General features: G+C 54.5%; 13 protein-coding genes and 1 pseudogene. 9 read left to right on the forward strand and 5 right to left on the reverse strand.

Annotated elements, in window-relative coordinates; genetic code table 11:
- Window positions 1-97 precede the first annotated feature (97 nt).
- Window positions 98-344 (forward strand): annotated as a pseudogene (locus tag BM438_RS46985) (IS110 family RNA-guided transposase); the annotation flags it as partial.
- Between the two features lie 647 nt (window positions 345-991).
- On the opposite strand, the gene BM438_RS13125 reads toward BM438_RS46985, so the two are convergent.
- Window positions 992-1,507, reverse strand: coding sequence for a winged helix-turn-helix transcriptional regulator (locus BM438_RS13125; RefSeq protein ID WP_093634687.1), 516 nt, complete (start codon window positions 1,505-1,507; stop codon window positions 992-994).
- Between the two features lie 470 nt (window positions 1,508-1,977).
- On the opposite strand from BM438_RS13125, the gene BM438_RS13130 reads away from it, so the two are divergent.
- From BM438_RS13130 to BM438_RS13165, 8 genes are all read left to right on the forward strand, one after another.
- Window positions 1,978-2,742, forward strand: a complete 765-nt coding sequence (locus BM438_RS13130; protein WP_093634688.1) for an SDR family NAD(P)-dependent oxidoreductase — start codon at window positions 1,978-1,980, stop codon at window positions 2,740-2,742.
- A gap of 652 nt (window positions 2,743-3,394) precedes the next feature.
- Entirely contained in the window at window positions 3,395-4,162 is a 768-nt protein-coding gene (locus BM438_RS13135) for an SDR family NAD(P)-dependent oxidoreductase (RefSeq protein WP_093634904.1), read from the forward strand.
- 52 nt (window positions 4,163-4,214) lie between these two features.
- The gene (locus BM438_RS13140; RefSeq protein WP_093634689.1) at window positions 4,215-5,606 is read left to right on the forward strand and encodes an MFS transporter; all 1,392 of its coding nucleotides are present in this window, start codon (window positions 4,215-4,217) and stop codon (window positions 5,604-5,606) included.
- Window positions 5,607-6,119: 513 nt separating this feature from the next.
- Window positions 6,120-7,325 carry a porin gene (locus BM438_RS13145; protein ID WP_093634905.1) on the forward strand — a complete coding sequence of 402 codons (1,206 nt, stop codon included), beginning with the start codon at window positions 6,120-6,122 and terminating at the stop codon, window positions 7,323-7,325.
- Window positions 7,326-7,523: 198 nt separating this feature from the next.
- Window positions 7,524-8,108 carry an IS66 family transposase gene (locus BM438_RS13150; RefSeq protein ID WP_093634690.1) on the forward strand — a complete coding sequence of 195 codons (585 nt, stop codon included), beginning with the start codon at window positions 7,524-7,526 and terminating at the stop codon, window positions 8,106-8,108.
- An 832-nt stretch (window positions 8,109-8,940) separates the two neighbouring features.
- Window positions 8,941-9,345, forward strand: coding sequence for a tyrosine-type recombinase/integrase (locus BM438_RS13155; protein WP_167378385.1), 405 nt, complete (start codon window positions 8,941-8,943; stop codon window positions 9,343-9,345).
- A gap of 161 nt (window positions 9,346-9,506) precedes the next feature.
- The gene (locus BM438_RS13160) at window positions 9,507-11,279 is read left to right on the forward strand and encodes a S8 family serine peptidase (protein WP_093634692.1); all 1,773 of its coding nucleotides are present in this window, start codon (window positions 9,507-9,509) and stop codon (window positions 11,277-11,279) included.
- A 71-nt stretch (window positions 11,280-11,350) separates the two neighbouring features.
- The gene (locus BM438_RS13165; protein WP_093634693.1) at window positions 11,351-11,638 is read left to right on the forward strand and encodes a hypothetical protein; all 288 of its coding nucleotides are present in this window, start codon (window positions 11,351-11,353) and stop codon (window positions 11,636-11,638) included.
- A 114-nt stretch (window positions 11,639-11,752) separates the two neighbouring features.
- Here BM438_RS13165 and BM438_RS13170 read toward each other — a convergent pair whose 3' ends face one another.
- From BM438_RS13170 to BM438_RS13185, 4 genes are all read right to left on the reverse strand, one after another.
- Window positions 11,753-12,628 carry a hypothetical protein gene (locus tag BM438_RS13170; protein WP_093634694.1) on the reverse strand — a complete coding sequence of 292 codons (876 nt, stop codon included), beginning with the start codon at window positions 12,626-12,628 and terminating at the stop codon, window positions 11,753-11,755.
- Window positions 12,625-14,472 carry a caspase family protein gene (locus BM438_RS13175; protein ID WP_093634695.1) on the reverse strand — a complete coding sequence of 616 codons (1,848 nt, stop codon included), beginning with the start codon at window positions 14,470-14,472 and terminating at the stop codon, window positions 12,625-12,627. Before BM438_RS13175 ends, BM438_RS13170 begins: the two co-directional genes overlap by 4 nt.
- Before the next feature lie 661 nt (window positions 14,473-15,133).
- Window positions 15,134-16,534 (reverse strand): hypothetical protein, encoded by a 1,401-nt coding sequence (locus BM438_RS13180; RefSeq protein ID WP_093634696.1) that lies wholly within the window; start codon window positions 16,532-16,534, stop codon window positions 15,134-15,136.
- A 190-nt stretch (window positions 16,535-16,724) separates the two neighbouring features.
- Window positions 16,725-17,798, reverse strand: coding sequence for a DUF6765 family protein (locus BM438_RS13185; protein ID WP_093634697.1), 1,074 nt, complete (start codon window positions 17,796-17,798; stop codon window positions 16,725-16,727).
- Between the last annotated feature and the right edge of the window lie 1,455 nt (window positions 17,799-19,253).

The raw sequence follows: 19,253 nt of genomic DNA on the forward strand, positions 1-19,253 counted from the left end.
CTTCTGTCATGGATTGCGTCCGCAAAGTTGGGTTGCGGACGCAATCGTGAGCCTTATCAATAACGGAAGCTAGGTGTGCGAAATCGCGCGCTTACGAAGCAAGGCAGACAACCGGCGATGCCGGTGGTTGATGGTCGAGCTCGCATGGAGCTGGTTGCGCTTCCAGCCTGGCAGCCACTGGTTCAACCAGCGGTCTGCCGGCCACCGGCAAGCAACTGCGACGCATCGGCATGGTGGCGCTCGCGCGGCGTCCAACGGTTGCTTTGTGCCGCTATCCCGAACACGGTGAAATTCCCGACGGTGGAATACTCAGGCTAGGTGATGTCGACGCGGCGAACACCTGAACGGCACGGGATTGGCAAATCGTTTTCAACGGCCAACGCGCCCGTAAATCGCTCGGAATACCCGTACGGATAGCTGTTTGAAATAGATGGGGCGCGTCCGTAACGGAGTGATCCGGCACTTTGCGCATGCGACATGAAGTAACTGGCCTGGTTGGCCGGCACGGATAGCGGATCGGCCCGGCACTGGGCGAGTCCGCCAGATACTCTGGCCTAATGACATGACATCGACATGCCAAGTTGCAAAGGTGCATGCCATCGGCCCGACAACTGCGCTTTCAGGGTTGTCTACCAGGCGGCCTTTCTGGTCGTAGCAGGCGCCCCCGCAGCCCGACCGGTAGACAACCGGTCCTAATAGATTTCCTTCCCATAACAGAATTTTTCCGTCAACAAGGCATGACTTTCAAGGTCCCATAGAAGAGCGAGTTTGATTTCTTCATTGGGCGCTCTGACGTGATTGACCAAACAAACCAACAACGTGGTAGGGCCTTAAATGGCTCGCACATGCACACTTTCGAATGCGGGGCCTCAACTCCCAATACTTACATGCGCAATACGATTTCTTGAATTCGTCCAATATCCGTGCGTCAACTGAGCAAATTCGCGGGCTCTCCGCTGTTGCGCGTCTAACGCCTCACGTTACCGCACTGTCATGAAGTCTTCGCCAGCCCTTCGCTAACCACAGCCTCAGAAAACGCGAGCTTGCTCCGCATTGCTTCATTTGCGGCAGGGCCTGGAACAAACACAAATTCAGGCCACGACACTTCCCTGCCCGTCCTACGATCGACTACCTGGAGGTCTGCCGGGATGCCCGTTTCTCGGGCCACCAAGACCGACGCCAGCCCGTCATCGGCAAAATATCGATTGCCGAAAGAATTTAGGCACATCAAGATCGGTCCGAAAGCATGTCCTCTTGGAGTCAAACAATACTCCATCCGGGGAGGGGACTCGCTGTACATCCTCCGCTCTAAAAATCCGTTTTCAACCAGCCCTTTCAACCGCCTGCTCAAAATGTTTGGTGAAATACCCAGACTATCCTGGAATTGATCAAAACGCGTGAGCCCCGTCATTGCGTCCCGCAAGATCAATATGCTCCACCACTCACCGACACATTCGAGAGTGCGCGCGATCGGACACTGCATTGATTGATAGCTTTTCCGCTTCATTGGACTAGTATAGTTCGGCCACTATCATGATGCAAGCATCCGCAATGCTTGCGATCTGTTCTAACGAACTAGCGCCAATGTGAGGACCTGCCACTTCTAGCTCATTGACGAATTCGGCCGAAGTCGTGCGTCGTAGTGGTGACACCCATTGACACGCTCGCCGATGTGGCTACACTACCGGAAACTATCATCATGCAAGTAACACGAGGAAACTGCGACCTCGACGTGCCGCAGGCGCGAGGGCCTATTTGTTCAATTGCGCGTGTTTAACGTTGATGGCGCCTTCGCGTCGCAGGAAAAATGCAAGAAGCGTCGTTACATAGCACACGAACTGCCGACTGCTCACGCGCGGAACGCAAGGGCTTTGCCCGAATTTTTCGTAGGTGTAACGTGTCCCCGGCTATTTTTGATTCACCGCTGCGACGGCGCGTTCGGTTTTTTTAGATCCTTTTATTAAATTAGGAGTCCAAATGCAATATCCGTTTCCAAATTTTCGCCTTGATGATCAGGTAGCCGTGGTGACTGGTGGTGGGGGTGGTATCGGACGTGCGGTCGCGCATACCTTTGCCGAAGCCGGAGCTCATGTCCTCGTTCTTGACACGAATTCGTCCGCTGCGGAGTCCGTGGCTCGTGAACTCGGTGCTAGAGGACAGCACGTCGTCGTGGATGTGACAAATGAAGATGACGTGGAAAGGGTGATGAGTGAAATCGCGAGGCAACATGGCCGTATTAACGTCTTATTCAACAACGCAGGCATCAATCGGCGTAGCACATCGCTCGACCTTTCGGTGGACGATTGGAATGCCGTCATCGCTGTAAATATGACAGGTATGTTCCTGTGTGCAAGAGCTGCCGCTCGGCACCTGAAAGCAAGTGGTGGCGGAACAATTGTTAACACGGCGTCAATACTGGGCCTTTCCGGTGGCTGGTATCCGAACATCGCTTATCAAGCCACCAAGGGTGCGGTTGTCAACATGACACGGTCGTGGGCAGTGGAATGGGCCCCGTATCACATCCGCGTGAACGCCGTTGCGCCCAGCATCGTTCGGACTGCGATGACCAACGGGCTGACAAGCCAACCCGAGCTGGTCGCAAAATTCGAAGCGTTGGTACCGCTCGCACGGCTCGGAGAGCCCTGCGATATGACAGGACCAGTGTTGTTCCTAGCAAGCGCTGCTTCTGCTTTTGTGACAGGTCACATCCTTCCCGTGGACGGCGGCATGATGGCGCAATAGCGACGAACTGTTGGATAAGCCTGGCGCCATCGTACTCGCAGCCGGTGCCGATATATCGGAACTTGCGTCCATTCGACACACGCGTAATAGCCAGGCGAATGATGACTACCGCAACGCTCAGCGCCCGGTTGTTTTCCAATCCTAATAAACTCGCCCTACTTGTTGTCTCGGACTAGGAGCAATTCGTTCCTCCACGCTCCGAGTCGGAACAGCGAAGTTAGATGCTGGCAACGACGTCAGGCCGAGGGAAACCTCGACTGAGGGAAAACACTGCCGGCCTTGATCCCACACAGTCTTACCGCACTGTTGCATCGCGCTCATTGAAACAGACGCTGCCCCGTTCACCAATGCGATCGGCAGTTGAAGAATTGCGCAACTGTTGCGCCTAATGCTTGACATGAGTGCGACATGCCTTCTATAGTAGAAGTTACTTTCATAATAGAATCTATGATCCGGCTGGTGCCGGAACCTTTCAACTTCGAGCCCACGAGAAAACAACCTCCGACATCCAACCGCGAGGACCCTGTCCATTGACGCGACGGCATCCGCCAAGCGTACCGATTACTGGATCCGGTTCAGTCGCCCCGCTCCTTCCATGTTCGCGCGCCGGGGCTTCTTCGCTTACCTTCAGTTTAGAAATTTAGGGAACCTAATGATATATACGGGATTTGATCTTTCCGGCAGAGTTGCGGTGCTGACAGGTTCAACGTCTGGAATGGGACTGGCGATAGCCCGCGGATTCGCTCAGTGTGGCGCGAAGGTCGTCGTGTCAAGCAACATTCAAACTGACACGGACAGAGCGGCTCAGTTGCTGCGCGACGAAGGCTTCGAAGCAAAGGGCGTGCGTTGTGACGTCACAAACGTGGAAGACATTAATTCCTTTTGCGATACATCCAGGCGGGCTTTCGGCCGAGTGGACATCGTCGTTTGCCAGGCGGCCGGGCCGGCGCCTGTCGGAGCAATCGCCGATATTCATGTCGACGAGCTTGATGCCTGGTTGCTCACAACCATTAGAAACAACTTGATCCTGATTCGACAGTTTCTCCCTGAAATGAAAGAGCAACGATACGGCAGCGTCCTTGTCATGTCGAGCATCGCTTCTCTACGAGCGAGCGCGGCTCTCGGCGCTTACGGAGCTGCCAAGGCCGCCATGAACAGTGTCGTACGGAGCATCGCTGCTGAATGGGGTCAATGGAACATTCGCGCGAATGCGTTGGCGCCCTCAATGGTACGGACAGGTTTCTCACAGGCATTTTGGACCAACCCTGATTCCGAGAAAGCGATCGCCGCCAAATCCCCCGCAAATCGGCTTGCGGAGCCAGAAGACATCGTCGGAGCTGCGATTCTTCTTGCCTCACCGGCTGGGTCTTATATCTCCGGCCAAACGTTACTTATCGATGGTGGCCGTTCAATCATCTAACACATTCTTTAGCCAAGAAGCCAGAAACGAAGTCCTATAAGAGGAGACAAACATGTCGCAAATTCAAAGGATCAACGTGCGGTCGTTCATCGATGAACGACCGCTGAGCCGATACCAGTTCATCATCATAACGTTCATCTTCCTAGTGATTGCATTCGACGGCATGGATGTTGGAATCATGGGCTTTGCAGCGCCGGAGATTATGCGTAACTGGGGAATTTCAAAACAGGAAATGGGATCTGTGCTGAGTGTGGTGTTTTTGGGCGTAACTGCCGGAGCGCTTATCGCTGGTCCTTTCGGCGACCGATACGGGCGCAAGCTCGTTTTAGTCTGCAGCGTCTTCGTGTTTGGGTCGTTGACGCTTTTTGCCGCGCGTTCAACCGATGTTTCAAGTTTGCTAATTCTCCGGGGAATGGCGGGACTTGGTTTGGGCGCGGCGCTGCCGAATGCAGTTGCGCTGATGGTTGAGTACGCGCCACACCGCAAACGCTCAATCATCGTGACAATTGTGTACAGTGGCTTTACGGCTGGTGCTGCCGCGTCGGGCCTTGTAGCAGCATGGCTTATGCCGACGTATGGCTGGCAGGCAACCCTTGCAACGGCAGGGATATTGCCCATCGCGTTGGCAATCGTCCTTGCTTTTGCCCTTCCAGAGTCGGTCGTATTTTTGACTCTCAGAAAACAAAACATCGAATCAATTCCCAGTATTCTTAAAAAGATCGATCGTGCAGCCATTATCGCGCCCAATTCCGAATTTTGGGCCCCGACTTTGGTGAAGCAATCGGCCAAACCACTGACTATTCTTTTGACGAAACAGTATGCGTTTGTTACCGCATTGCTTTGTCTCGCGTATTTCATGGGCGTGATGGCAACGTACATAATGGTGAATTGGCTTCCTGTCATCGCAAAAGAGGCTGGATTCAGCTTACGACAAGGTGCAATTATCACCGCCACAATCACGCTTGGGGGTCCGGTCGGGTCCATTTGCATTGGCGCGATAATGGACCGGATGCGCCCGCATTGGGTCCTGGTACTCGCGTTACTGGTAGCTGCTACGTTTTCGGCCTCGACTAGTGTCGCTCTGAACAATTTCGGATTCCTGTGCATCATTATGTTTGCGCTCGGCTGCTTCTTCCACGGCTCGATGACTGGTCTACAGGCACTTTCCGCGACGTCATTTCCAACGGCGGCCAGAGCCACCGGCGTTAGTTGTATGCACGGCATAGGGAGGGTCGGGGCAATTTGTAGTGGTTCGATCGGCGCAACGATGATGAACCGCGGATGGGCTCTCTCCGAGATCTTTTTGGCTTTGGCCGTACCAATGGTGATCAGCGCACTTGCGATCGGCCTGTTGGGCGTAAGAGGCAGACATGTGCGCGATCGGACTGAAGACAATTCAGCCGGCCATCCAACAACCACAGCAATGACGTCGTATGAGTCATAAGCTGGAGCTGCAAGCGGAGGCAGAAGCAAAGTCTCGTGCCGGGCGCATCCAATGCGCAGAACCTGCCCCAGTCCTGTCGCTGCCTTCGTGCTTTGCTCACAAATCAATTATCCCAAGAATCAAGTAGAAAGGGTGCATCAGTGATGCGATTCGCTTGATCTAGCAATTTCTGCACGCAGTCACATTCCGGCTCCCGCCGAACAGATTTCTTTGCTCTGGATAGGGTGGCAATTGTATTCAGCAGGGACGGATACGTAGCCGGTAGGAGCGCTGCTTCACGTCAGTTCACGGCTCACCGTGAGCCGACGAGCGCCGGAGTATCAAGGTCTTGGCACGGATACTCAACCTATGCGGATGCAGACGTGCAATGGCCAGACGTTCTTCCGATTGAAGTTGTTGGTACCAAGTTCTTTCGCGCATTGCAGCATCTTATACGAGACAGGTCTTGCACTTCAGATTTCAAGCCGCCCCAAAATACAAAAAGGGTGGCTTGCTAAGGCACAGGAGATCAAAATGAAACACTACCAAAAATGCAAAGCAATTGTCGTCACGGCAATCATTCTATCAGCCGTGACAGCCTACGCGCAAAGCAGCGTGACGGTGTATGGATTGGTCGACGATGTGATTGTTTATCAAAATAATCAAGCGCCGATTGGCTCGACAAGCGGCGGTCATTCAAACGTAAAACTCGTATCCGGTGTCAGTCGCTTCGGCATTAAAGGCGAAGAAGACCTCGGGAGCGGAACAAAATCCGTTTTTCAACTTGAGTCAGGTTTTAATACAAATACTGGCAGCCAACAATTCACCAACGCTATGTTTGGTCGACAAGCTTGGGTGGGCATAAATAATTCATCGTTCGGTATGGTGACAATGGGTCGCCAATATACATCTTACTTTACGCTTTTGCAGCCCTATAGTCCGATGGTCTGGATGACTGGATTCTTCGGTGCTCATCCTGGCGACCTGGATTCTCTAGACACAGTCTATCGAGCAAACAATTCGATCGTGTACAGATCTCCAAGTCTCTCCGGCTTTAGTTTCAGTGGATCATATTCGCTTGGCGGCGTGCCGGGTAGTATCAACCGGGGCTTTACGTGGAGTGGAGCAGTTCAGTATGCGACCGCCAACTTTGGGATTGCAGCCGGAATTCAACGAATCGGCAACTCGACACCCGGCGGCGGCATTTGGGGCACAGATTCAACCACGAATTCCAATGGGCAACCAGGCGTATCTGCTGTAACGAACGGCTATCAAACCGCGCAGGCACAGCAGCGCATCGCGGTAACCGGTGACTATGCGTTGACTAATGTGTTGGATCTTTCTGCATCATATTCGAACGTTCAATACATCCCAGGCGTCAATTCGAAGTTTTCCAATACAGCAACCTTCAACACAGGAGGGACCGTTCTGCATTGGAAGGCGACACCAGCGTGGGACCTCGCCGCAAGCTACAGCTACACGCGGGCTACCAAGGCGAACGGAATCACCAACCCGGCACAGTATCACGAGTTTAATCTAGCCCAATACTACTCGTTATCAAAGCGCACTACGCTTTTCGCAGTACAGGCGTTTGAGCGTGCGCACGGGAAGACGCTCGGGACAGAAGGTGGGAGTAGCATCATCGACGCAACAGCTGTCGTAGGCGACGGCTTTCAGGGCGCGCCTTCATCGTCAAGAAATCAAATCGCCCTAGGTGCCGGCATATTTGTTAGGTTCTAGCTGGATGGCCACTGCGCGCGAATTCTATATATCGAGATTGGCTTGCGCTGATGCCCTATTCTCACGACGAACGGACTTTGTTTAAAGAATGAAAGGGACTTCCCCCCGTCCCGAGGCTTCGGCGGAAGCCGCGAGTCGGCATCAATCTGCCAAGAAGAAGTTGCGAACTTTCATCGACACCAGCGAGAGGGGAAGTCCATGCCATTTGTCACTATCGGAATCGATCTTGCCAAGAATGTATTCGCCGTTCATGGTGTGGACGAGTACGGCATATGCCCAAACAGCCAGGTCGCTGGGCAGTCCATGCCGTACTTCGCTGCGCTTTACGACATCGAGCACGACGCGGCAGTGCTGGACGCCGAGAGCGCCACAGGGTCCGCCGGAGCCGGGCCAATCCGGTGTGCGACACACTTTTACGAATGGACGGTGGCGCAGCGCAAGCTGGTTTCCGAAGGTTCAGCGATTGCGAAAGCGCTGGACTACAGTCTCAAGCGTTGGGAGGCACTCACGCATTATCTCGACGACGGGCACGTGCCTATAGAAGACAACCTAGAAAACCGGATACGGCCATGGGCCATCGGCAGAGCCTCGTGGCTGTTCAGTGACACCGTTGCCGGTGCGAAGGCCAGCGCGATGATCTATAGCCTGGTGCTCACGTGCCGCGCGTGCAACGTCGAGCCCTATGCGTATCTCTTGCATGTGTTTACCGAGCTGCCGAAACGGCCGCCCAATGCAGACATCACCGATCTTCTGCCATTCAACTTCTCGCCATCGACGCCTTGAGCGTGTGACATCGATTGATCCCCAAGCGTATTAACGCGACTCGCGAAAATCATCGCAGCGCGGTAAGCGCAGATCCAGCGCGACGCAACCTTATCGGTCCAGTGTGTCAGATTGAGCGCTTACGCTCGACCGCCCGCCAGCACGGTCATGGGTAGCGGCTCGCGCGTCAGCCTTTGATAATACGACCGTAGACGGAAAGCAAAAGGCGCAGCGCAACTCACCTGCGGCTCTTGTGCCGAGCAACCGGGCAGGTTACCGTCAGGCGCCCCCATCGAATTGCTCACCTCGACTGGCGAGCACCAAATTGCACGAAATCGGACTTGGGCGCCGCGATAGCCCGACGCCTACCCCGTTGACCTCCGGGTAGTCGTGCTGTTCGCCAGAATGCCCGCGTATCAAGGGATGCTACGCGTCCCCCGCCAGCATCTTCGCGGATGGCGGATGAACGATCGTCTGCGAATCAAGCGTGCCGTGCTTGCCAGGCGTTTCGATACGAAAATCTGCATATTCTCGACCGCCCGCATGGACTCCACACATCGCCGTGTCGGTCTTCGCCTAGCGATTGTCTTGGATTTTAGGATGACCTTTCCGTGTTCGAGTCACGCTAAACCTGGTGCCTACACGTCTCTAACACGTAATCCCCTACGTGTTGCGCTTGGTCCATTTAAATTCGATTGCTACAAGAAAGCGTAAAAGACTACTTGTTGCGATTCGTGCTCATAAGAATTTCCGTTCCACCTGGATTTGCCATAGTTGTGGGGTAGTGCAGCAACTGACAGTCGCAACGCAAGCTCGTCGGGACAGATTCTTCTCGACTTCTTCGACGATAAGATTGAATCGAAATATCAATTCGCTCTGCAAGGCTCATGGCGTACAAACGAATCTGACCGCGCTCGCGCTTCGACACTCTGCCGCGCAATCACTGGCCGACGCCGGACATAGCCGCGACAGCATACAGAGCTTTTTAGGGCACGCGAGCAAGCACACGGCGCAGCACTACATCGAGGCTAGTCCCAATCAAGCGGACGCGATAAACACCGCCTTAGGCGCATCAAAATTGTACGGAAAGCTGGTCGCCTTGGCGAACCGAGACTTTGTCACTCTAGAAGACATCGAGCTTGCCGAGGAAGACAAGCAGGTGGGCGCGGTTGTAGGGGAACGTCTGGTATGGACACCTCATATGCCATTCACCAGTGACGTGCTCGTCGGTACATGCAATCACTATTTAAACGGTTGACTCTCCGAAGGACGTTGAAAGCAATGTCGATAAGGCCACGTCGGAGTTTTGTTTGTGCAAGCGGTCTGGACCGCCGGTCGTTACAATGAGAAAACTATTTGCAAGGGGTGTCTCAGGATGCCTTTGGCCGCTGTGAGGTGGCTTATCGACATTGGAGGCCTATGAAAACAGAAAAGAAAAGTTCCGGGATACTGAGGATCCGGCGTCCTCAGGCCGTTCCCACTCATCCGGGCGGCACTAAGCGTCGGGTGGCAAAACGTCCTGCTAGCAAAATTCTCCGCATGAGCAGCTCGGGCGGATCAGTTTTTAAGGAGATTGTGAAGCTCAATCCGGATCGGCCGGTCCGGCCGGCTTACAGTGTTATCAGGCGTGAGAATTCGAAACTCAGGTCCCGCAAAGGAAGAGAGTACCCACTTGGCAACCTTGCCCATGAACGGACACCCTTTGCTGAGCTGCCTCAAAAGACCAGTTCGCCGAAGGTTCCAGCGTTCGTTCGCTACGCGCCAGGCGTTGAGGAAGTTGTGCAAAGTTCGCGAATGCTAGCCCAGGCGACACTGAAGCTCAGCGCCGACGTCCAGTTCTCTGTATCAACTCCGACCGTCACAGGAAAGCGCCTCGCTCAGATTCAGGATGTGGATACCGTTTCAACTGACGATTACTTTCCTGACTTACGGGTCCAGGAACGGCTAATTCATCGGATGGCCAAGCGTGGCTTCGCACTCGCGTACAGAGGCATGTTCACGTTGACTTTCAGCGGCTCAGTGCAGTTGATCGAACGTGAACTGGGAATACGCCTCTGGTTGCAGGTTAGCGACAACGTCGAATTGGCCGGTGGCCTTCGTAAGCCCTCTGGCCGTGGACCGCGGCGCCGGCCAGAAGATCTGTTTTTTGCCCCATGCAGACCAGAAGAGGAGGTGTCGAGAGTGGAAGGTATTGATTCCATCTACTTTCCGTCGCCCTTAGTCTGGGCGGCTGCAGTTCCCGTCGCAAGCTCCCCGCCTCCTGTTAGTTATCACTCGGCAGATAGCGCCGCGATTCGCGCGGCCCTCAACGTTCCGGAGATGGCCTATAAAGGTGAAGGTGTAAGCGTCGCGGTGATTGACTCTGGGTTCTGGATGCATCCCTTTTTTCAGGGGCGCCCCAATTACTGCCCAACGCCGACGACCAGGTCGCCAAAACCCGGCGATGATCCGGTCGGACACGGCACCGCAATGGCTATGAATCTGTTTGCTACGGCACCGGACGCGACGCTGAAAGGATACCGACAGACAAGAGCGCCGGATAACGCGTTCGAAGACGCGATGAAAGGTAATCCCCACATCGTTTCTTGCTCGTGGGGTGTACCAACATACATTCCACTACAAATTCTCATTTTGCGCGCAATATCCTCGGGCATCATTGTCTTGTTCGCTGCTGGAAATGGATCGCCAGCGTGGCCAGGCAGCATGCCGGAGGTCATTTCCGTAGGTGGCGTTTATGTTGATAAACACAACCAACGTCACGCCAGCGACATGGCGAATGGGTACACAACTCCGAGCGGGCGAGCCGTTCCCGACATTTGTGGTTTGTGCGGGATGAAACCCGAGGGCATACACATTGTGGCGCCGACGAGCCCTGGGAGCACATTCGATAAAAAGTTCGGGGGCGTATCGTGGCCGCTTTTCGATGAGACTGGGACTACAGACGGGTGGGTGGGAATCAGCGGAACGAGCAGCGCAACCGCTCAAGTCGCCGGAGTTGTTGCGTTGCTTATTGAGAAAGCGCAAGATGTGGGCAAGAAACTCGATCAAAACGCAGTAAAAAGCATATTGTGTGCCAGCGGACAGCAAGTTCTGTTTGGCAAAAGTGCTCAAGGACAGCTTGCAGGGCCTAAACCGTCGGCCGCGTCAGGATCAGGCCTGACGGATGCTGCCGCAGCACTAGCACGAGTCTAGTCAATAAGGGGAACTTGGGTATAAAAGCACGTTCTATAATAGAACCAAACCCTCCAAAAGGAGGATCTGACGTGATTCATGCTACCGTTACCTTACTAGATTCGCTCGTTGACGAGCCTTTACCGCAGCCTGAAAGGGCTGCGGAGCTCGCGCATGTGCTGGACAAACAGGGCTTCAATGTAGTTTACGAAGGCATGTACGGTGTCAGCGTAGAGGGTGAGCGCGAGGATTTCGAACGCGTTTTCGGTGTCAGCCCGGAGGAAGATGGGCCCTTTTCTGCCGAAATCACTGACTCCATCGACGAGTTGAAGGGTGTGGTTGGTCGTATTGACGTTGCGGGCGAAACCGAGTACTTCTGACGTCGATCACTTGTACGGTGCCTCTGCCCGCTCGGCAGGCCGAAGGCGCCGTCGTCTGCGCCTTCTAGCGAATTCCCCACACGTCAATCAAGCAACGTCACTTCCCCCTTGCGACTAGAGCGCGTCGTAAATGCGCTTGGCCACACCTGAATCGTCCAGATACCCGACGATCCCGTGGTGATTGTCCGTCCAATTATCTACCGCCGAAGAATTCTCAATTTCGATGCTCCCTTCGGGGGCGGGGAAGTTAATGCTATCAAGTTCACGGAGCGCAACAATGTCGGCCTTGTCCCTCGCATTGAACCATGACTTGATCAACGAAGGCCGCTTCAGCGGCCTCAGCGCCTGCCGAATCCTCTGAACGGCAAGCGGCGAACCTAACGTCACGTGAAGCGGCACCTGCCATCCCAGCCCCTCCGCATCCGATCGCAAGAGATTATAGGTGACGACAGTGCCGAGGGAGTGGCCCACGAGAACGAATTCCTCACCATTCCGAATTTCGCGCTTGACGATGTCATCAATCGAATCGCGCACTCCTGGGTTGCATAGATACGAGTAGACGTCGCGCGTAACTTGCGAAAGCGTCAGCCCGCTCACACCGGGAGTGACGTCAAGCAAACGCAACGCCGCTCTCAGCCAACCCCAGTCGCGAAATCCCTTTTCGATCGTGGGAGCATTCATCTCACGTGCAACTTCCTCATCCGTCACTGCTGCGGCGCATAGTTCTTCGAGCATATCGCGCTCAAAATCCATCTGGTTCTGATTACCGTTTGCCCCCTTAAGGATGACGTCTACGTCTTCCTTCGGATTCGTCAGGTCATAAAGCACGTCGCCATAGTATGGAAAGACAATATCGGAAGGAGCAATAGGCATCCTCAAGCCGCTTTTCTCCAGCCCGCTTTGCCACGCATCGATCCACTGCTCCTTCAGTGTCGCTTGGTCTTTGCCCTCTTGGGACCGCCCATGTACGAATACGAGACGTTTGCTCATGACATTTCCTTAAAAAAGAGTGCCCTCAACTGGGCGACGCCAAGAGCGTCGAAGAGGGTCCAGACTGATGCCGCAAGGTGGTACTGCAGGGTGTCAAGTGGCGAGGCCACTTCTCCATGCGCAGCAAGCAAGCTCCATCCGTGCGACATCAGGGGGAACATGGGTGTTCCTGCATCGATAGCCGCGCCTTCGCCCGTCGCGCGAGCTGTCAAAAAACTAAAATCGAAGAACACGGCCCCGAACTGAAGAAGCACCGCTCGCTTTATTGATTCAATATCTACATGTCTGCCGAGCGCATTAAGCGCATACACGGTAGACAACACGATCGCAACATCAATTTTCCCTCTGCGCCGACAAACCGTCAGCAATCTACCCACATCGAGCCTGTCGATGTCGAAAACACCGTGTCGAACCGATGCAGCGATCGCAGCTCGCAAACGCCGCTGATCGCCGGTGGGGGAACGGGACGTCGCCGCCATGTGGCGTCTCGTGGCTTCATAGGTAACAGCAATGATTTGACCATCGCTGACAACAACGGAGCATAGGTATCCGGGAACGGCGGGCAGGATGGCGCCCGTTCCGTCGTCGAATTCAAGTAAAACCGCAACCGGCGCCACCGGAGTCTCCTTGATTTCAACTATGTCGCCCCGAACCTTTATCCGCGATATGGAAAGCGCACATTTGACGTTGGCCCCGGATATCTTGAAGCCGCAGCCAATTTCTGGACGACCGCCTCGATCCCACACCGTGAGCAAAGTTGCGAGCGTTTGCCTGAAAGAAGTTACTTGCGACGAGTCATCTGCCCGATGTTCAAGGAGCTGATATAGATTCTTCCTGTTTCCTTCCAGCAATCCGTAAGTAACAGCCAGTGAGGCCAAGTCCGAAATCGAAATGGCCGTCTCTTCATAAAAGGTGGGCTGTTCTTCCCGCTCCACCAGATAAGATGTGTCGTCACGATTTGGCGGCCCAAGCCCTTGCCCGCCGTCTTCGATGTCAGGCCCAGTGCCAAATGCCACATCAGCAGCAGTCTCAAAGCCGTCCCGCAGCGGAGCAGAATAGCCGGCTTCGACTTCGGGCAATGCTGTCAATTGCGAAATCCACGCCTTCTCATCGGATGTCACGCGCGCCTCTGGCACCTGGACGACTTTTTTTCGATATGCCCTTCTGGCAACCTCTCTTTCAAGAAAATTTCCAAGCCGTCTCGCCCTTACGAACCACAGCGGCCCCTGTTCATCCACGATATCAGGAAACTTTCCCTCCAGTGCCTCGAGGAGAACCTTGGTATAGACGGCCTGATACTGTGATGCGCTATCGTCGAAATTTTTTACTTCTGCTGCCGGCTCACCCAGTCGACAGGCAAAGAAAATATCGACCTTGGAGCTGCTCGCCGCCCCAGAGAAGCTCGGAAAAATGACGCCTCCAACGACGCCTTGGGCCTGAATTGTTTCGGCCGCAGTGCGGCAAGCGTCGGACAACAAAACGATGTGTGGTATCCCGCAGTTCCACGCACGGTCGACGCTCGCTTGCACGTTCACTGCCGCATTTCCATCCTCCGGAGCATCGCTGAGTAGCCAATACTCGCAGTAGTTGCGATTGACGCCGTGCCCCGAAAAATAGACCAATAACTGGTCGATGGTATCCCTGGCCACGAGATCCTTAACGGCTTGGAATATCCTCAGAATGGTTACAGGTTGCCCCTCATCGGTTATCACCACCACAGTTGACGGGGCAAAGCCTTGAGCGAGAGCCCATCGCTCCATATCGCGTGCGCTCTTAACTGCCGTGTTCAGTTCAGGCAAGTTTCCCGTCTTATTCACACCAATCAAGACCGCTGCTCTCGTCATTGTCGCCCTCTGTTCTTAAGCGGTGCGGAGTTTGCTGACGTCGACGCGTTGAACGCCAGATATCGAGCGCGGCATTCAAAGCTCTCGTCTCGTCACCGTGGCCACGTCTAACACACACTGCGTCTAGCTCGTGGACTTGATTGAATAAACCAGCTGGCGCGCCTGTCAGGAATGCTGCAGACAACCTCACTTACACCGTCCGCCGACCCTACGCCGCAAAGCACAATGAGGCATGAATCAATGCCTTCTTTTCTCGCAAGCGAAGTTACTTTCGATCGTCGCCGTCGGTAGTTGCGTCTCCTCGTGCGATGCGCTGTTTCGACAACTCGACTACCCATGTTACCGCAATGCAAAGCGCAACATTCCGGGAATGGCGAAGCACATCGTTACAACACAAACTGCTAAGTGTCCGTTCACCAGGCTGAATGCGCGATTTTCGAGTAGCCGATGTAGCGTGCTAGCGTCGCTGTCGAGTACGAGTTCAGCGACTGCTTTCGAAGACCGCAAATCTAACTGTGCACAAATCTGCACGGGCAGATCTGATTCGCAGGACAAATGGTTGTCCCTGCTGACGGGGACTGCGTCAGCGCTTTGATGTTCTTGCTACTACACCACAAACGACGATGTCCAGTCGATAGATTGGTCGCTATTGAACAGCTCGTTAAGGCCTGTCTCGGCCTACTCCTTCAAGTTCTCCGGCACTGGGCGGATGGGTCGTCGACTCTGTGCTAGCCGGCGGACGTGCAACACGGTCGAATCCGGCAGCCATTAGAAAGTGCGTATATGCAAAATTTGCGACCTCTAGCAACCGCAGGCGGACCCCGTCTGGTTGCGGCCAGGTAGCTTTTGAAATGCCTTGCAACAACACACACGCCTCATCAACGATCTTGTCAAAAACTTTGGAGCCATCGCCCGAAGCTGCGTCGGGGTCGGCAGGTTTGTGAATCAGACAATAGATGGATGTAGCGTCAGATAGACCCAGGCCGGTCAAAGCAAACGCGGAGTCTCCAAAATGGCGTCGAACTACCGCCTGCGCTCCGAGGCGCAAGACAAACCGGAACGGCAAACCAGTTTGGATTGCCAGTAAAACCGGATCCATCCCAAGAAGCTGTTCGATTGACGTAACGCCTTCTGCGTTCAGTAGCGAAACTATCGGGCCGGTTACGCCTTCCAGCTTGATGAGCTGGTCTGGCTCCTCGTCGTCCCCGCTCTTCAGCAGACGCCCCACCATACGCCGCAGCTGTTTGTTAATGAAGGCAACCGGCAGTACTCCAAGAGCAAATGCCACATTGACAGCAACGTTATCCGGTAATGCAAAAGTAAGTGCCGCAGCGATGGGAACAGCGAGAAGTGTACGCAACGAATACCAGTACACGTCAGCTACGTTCAGAATGCGTTTTCTCACGCTGTCGACGCAATCGCCTACTACAAACAAATAGGCGCCGCAGATTGCACTCACGCTAAGGGCGACTTCATGCCCGGGCATTTTCCTGATGAGGTTGAAGACGTCGTTATCTGCTGGTAGCAAATCTCTCAGGTTAACCAGTACCACGTAGTGGGCCCCGAACAGTATCGTTACCAGCAAGAATCCCAGAGGAATCACGAATGCCTGGAGACCGTACTGTTCTTTGTAGATCTCCTCAAATACCTGACCTGCGTTCGCCCATCTTTTTTGCTTTGCCTCATCTGTTTCAACGATAGGCTTGCCCCCGCTAAAGTATTGCAACGCCTTGGCGTCCTCACCTCGTCGATGCCAGAATTGCCAAAGATATTCAGAGAGCGCATCTTCCCATAGCTGATTCCGAAACTCGTCGTAGCGAGTCCACCAGCCATGGTCGATGAAACGGACGTACGGCGCCACCGCGAATGCTGTGGCGAAAACAGCCGAACAACCGGTAACCAACGCTACGCGTCCCGGCAGAACAAAAACTAGCCAGAGCGCCGCAGATACCGCTGCTGTGCCCAGCACCACCGCTGACCAGATTACGTTTCCCTTGCGAGAATTAGGTGTCGACTCTTGGTTCTGTGACATATTTTCTATTTCTATTTGCTTACTGTTCATCGCGCCTTCTCTCTATTCGAGGCGGATTATCCAATCGCGCAGCAGACTAAACCTGTCGCTCTTTCCCCAAATTGGGCTCACGTCCTGCAACGTCGGATAACTTCCCGTGGCTCAGCCGGTTCTGCGCGTTCGCTGAGAAGGACTGCGTAAGGATGGCGATGATCTCGCCATCCTTACGCGCCTCACGGTGTCAAGCGATACGCAGACCCTGGCCTGGCAGGATTTCCTGAGTTACGACGAACCGGTGTTCCTTTACGGCGTCGTGAAAGTGTCGATAGTCGCTTTCCTCGAAGGCCGGGGTGTAATCGGCGCGTTCATCACCGTCGCCTTTTGCTTCTATCCCGGTAGCCAGGTACTTCCAGGAGCCGATACCTTTGTCGATATACGTGGGAATGACTTCCGCCAGATCAGGAATACGTTGCTGGCTTACAGATATAGACAACGTCCGAAGCCGGGCGACGGGGTCGTCATCCCGATTCTGCGACAACTGTTCTTCCAATGCAGCTCTCACCGCTTCGGGCAGACCGGCAAGCTTTTCGAAAGACACATCCTTGGCAAGATATCCTCGGATGGCCCGGCACGCCATGTCCGCAGCCGCAATGAAATCCGGAAGATTATCTCGGGTTATCTCCTGCTGCTTGCCGTTGGTGTACTTCCACTTAGCCCATGGCTGGTCCGGGTAGTGCAGCGCAGCACCGTGTCCGAGCGGGAAGAATCGCGAAAGCGCGTCCGACTGTAAATCGTCGGTCAGGCGCTCAGTGACATGTTTGAGATGCTCCATCCAGCTTTCCGGCGAGCAGTCCTCTGCCTCAAGGCTATGGACCCGGTTGTAGTCACTTTCAACGCCAGAAAAACCCTGGTGTGCCCATGTGTCGACGTAGGTGTGCAGTGTGACACCGAGACGATGCAGTGCGTTTGGTGCATCCGAAGCGCGAATGGCTCGGCGAACCACTTCTCTCGCGATCTCGCTGTCGGGCTTGCATAGCGCCTTTTCCTCAAGAGTAGCGCCGCTCCCCGCTGGCAAAAAGTGGAACGGCGTCCACACGAGCCGGTTTAGTTGTGATTCGACATTGTGGTAGTCGAACATTGTATGAGCGCTTGCAAAGCGCTCATAGGTTTCGCCGCCACGGAAAAACAGAAGACCAGTCGTGGTTGCGTCATCCACGTATTGGCAAGAATGCGCGACGGTAGTTGCTTGTGCAACGTCCAGACCAGCCGTGCGGGCGACCAAGTAAATCACCCCATAATGGAAATCAATGTTCATAGTGTGGTCTCTTTAATTCTAGTAATTGACCCGCGCCGATAGTCGGTACTGTTGGCCGCGAGCCATCGCGCACTATATCCGGAAACTAGATAACTCGCCGATACCTACACATAGATAACCAACTCGGCCAAGGACTAACCAAAGCAGCGACACGCGCTTTGTTACGACGCACTCGCAGGGCTATTGGTTGTAAGTGACCGGCATGGTCATCCGAGGCACAGGTGCGTACCACCCTGCCGTTGGCGCTGTAGCCACGACCTATCGGTGATGTTCCCGATCTAACAATGAAGGGCGCACCGAATAAGGTAACGAGTTGGTTGTCGGCGCGCTGTGCTCAGCATCGAACGCGAGTGGGGTTGCACTAGCATCCGGTGCCGGGTATCCCCGGAGGCAATGGGCACTGCGTCCGACGCGTTGCCGGAATGTGCTTGTCCGCTTGTCGCCACAGCAGGCGACGCAACCTTCCAATTACCATCGGCATAACGCGATGGTCTCTGAGGCGACGCGGCTGTCATTGAACGAGACGTTTCAGGCTCGAATCAGTGACGTTCTGCGGCATATCGGGCGCGGTGTCCCGACGACGAATCCGAAATCGTCTACGTGGAGTTGCAGAAACAGTTTGATCGCGCAGTGTCGATTGAACGCTTCAAAGACTCCCGGTTGTTTCTCCGCGAGATGCAGCCTGCAATTTCATATGCCCGGGTCATGTACACCAACGCGACAAATCGTTCCGCAAAGAGCGCGAATGGCGGCGCGGCGCTCGCGGACAGTACGACACCAAATTTCGTTGCTGCATCAGTCCGTTAGGCCTGCGGCGCCGCAGTTGCCCACAGCATTGCGACAGGAACTGTGGACAACTTCCGCCGAGCGCTGGCGCACGGTTTGGCAGTTCTATGGGCCGCTTGACTTGGCCTTCTGCGCCATGTGTTGCGCCGGGACGGATACGGACGCGACGAGCATTCACATCCCACAAGCGCCGCCCTGTGTATCCGTGTGCTGACGCAACGCAAGCGTTAGACTCTTGAACTAGCGCTGTAAGCAAGTCTATCTGCAGGACATAGCTTCGAACTGGTTTTGAAATCGGCGACAGTCACAACGGTATGCTGCACCTGAGGAAACCAACATCGTCGAATTTCCTTGAGGAAATTTTCCGCGCCCGTGGCGATGGGCGATGGGCGACCCAAAAAGCATTCTAGCGACGGGGACGTCAAAGACGCATCCGTCGCGGCCAAGACCTTCGATTAGTCGTTACTTTTTCTTGGGATCGTGGGTTGGGAGCGATGGATGCTTCGGTTTGGTTGGCGGATTCACGTGATGTCTTCTGTCATCTTTGCCATCATCGCGTTTCGGCTTCGGTCCAGGATTGATGTGATTTGACATGATGATTGCTTACCCCGTACTAGGTGAGTGAACGTTGGAACTTGCAAATCTCTACCCCTAGGTCGCCACGGTGCA

Origin of the sequence: Paraburkholderia aspalathi, assembly GCF_900116445.1 — a bacterium.
Lineage (GTDB): Bacteria > Pseudomonadota > Gammaproteobacteria > Burkholderiales > Burkholderiaceae > Paraburkholderia > Paraburkholderia aspalathi.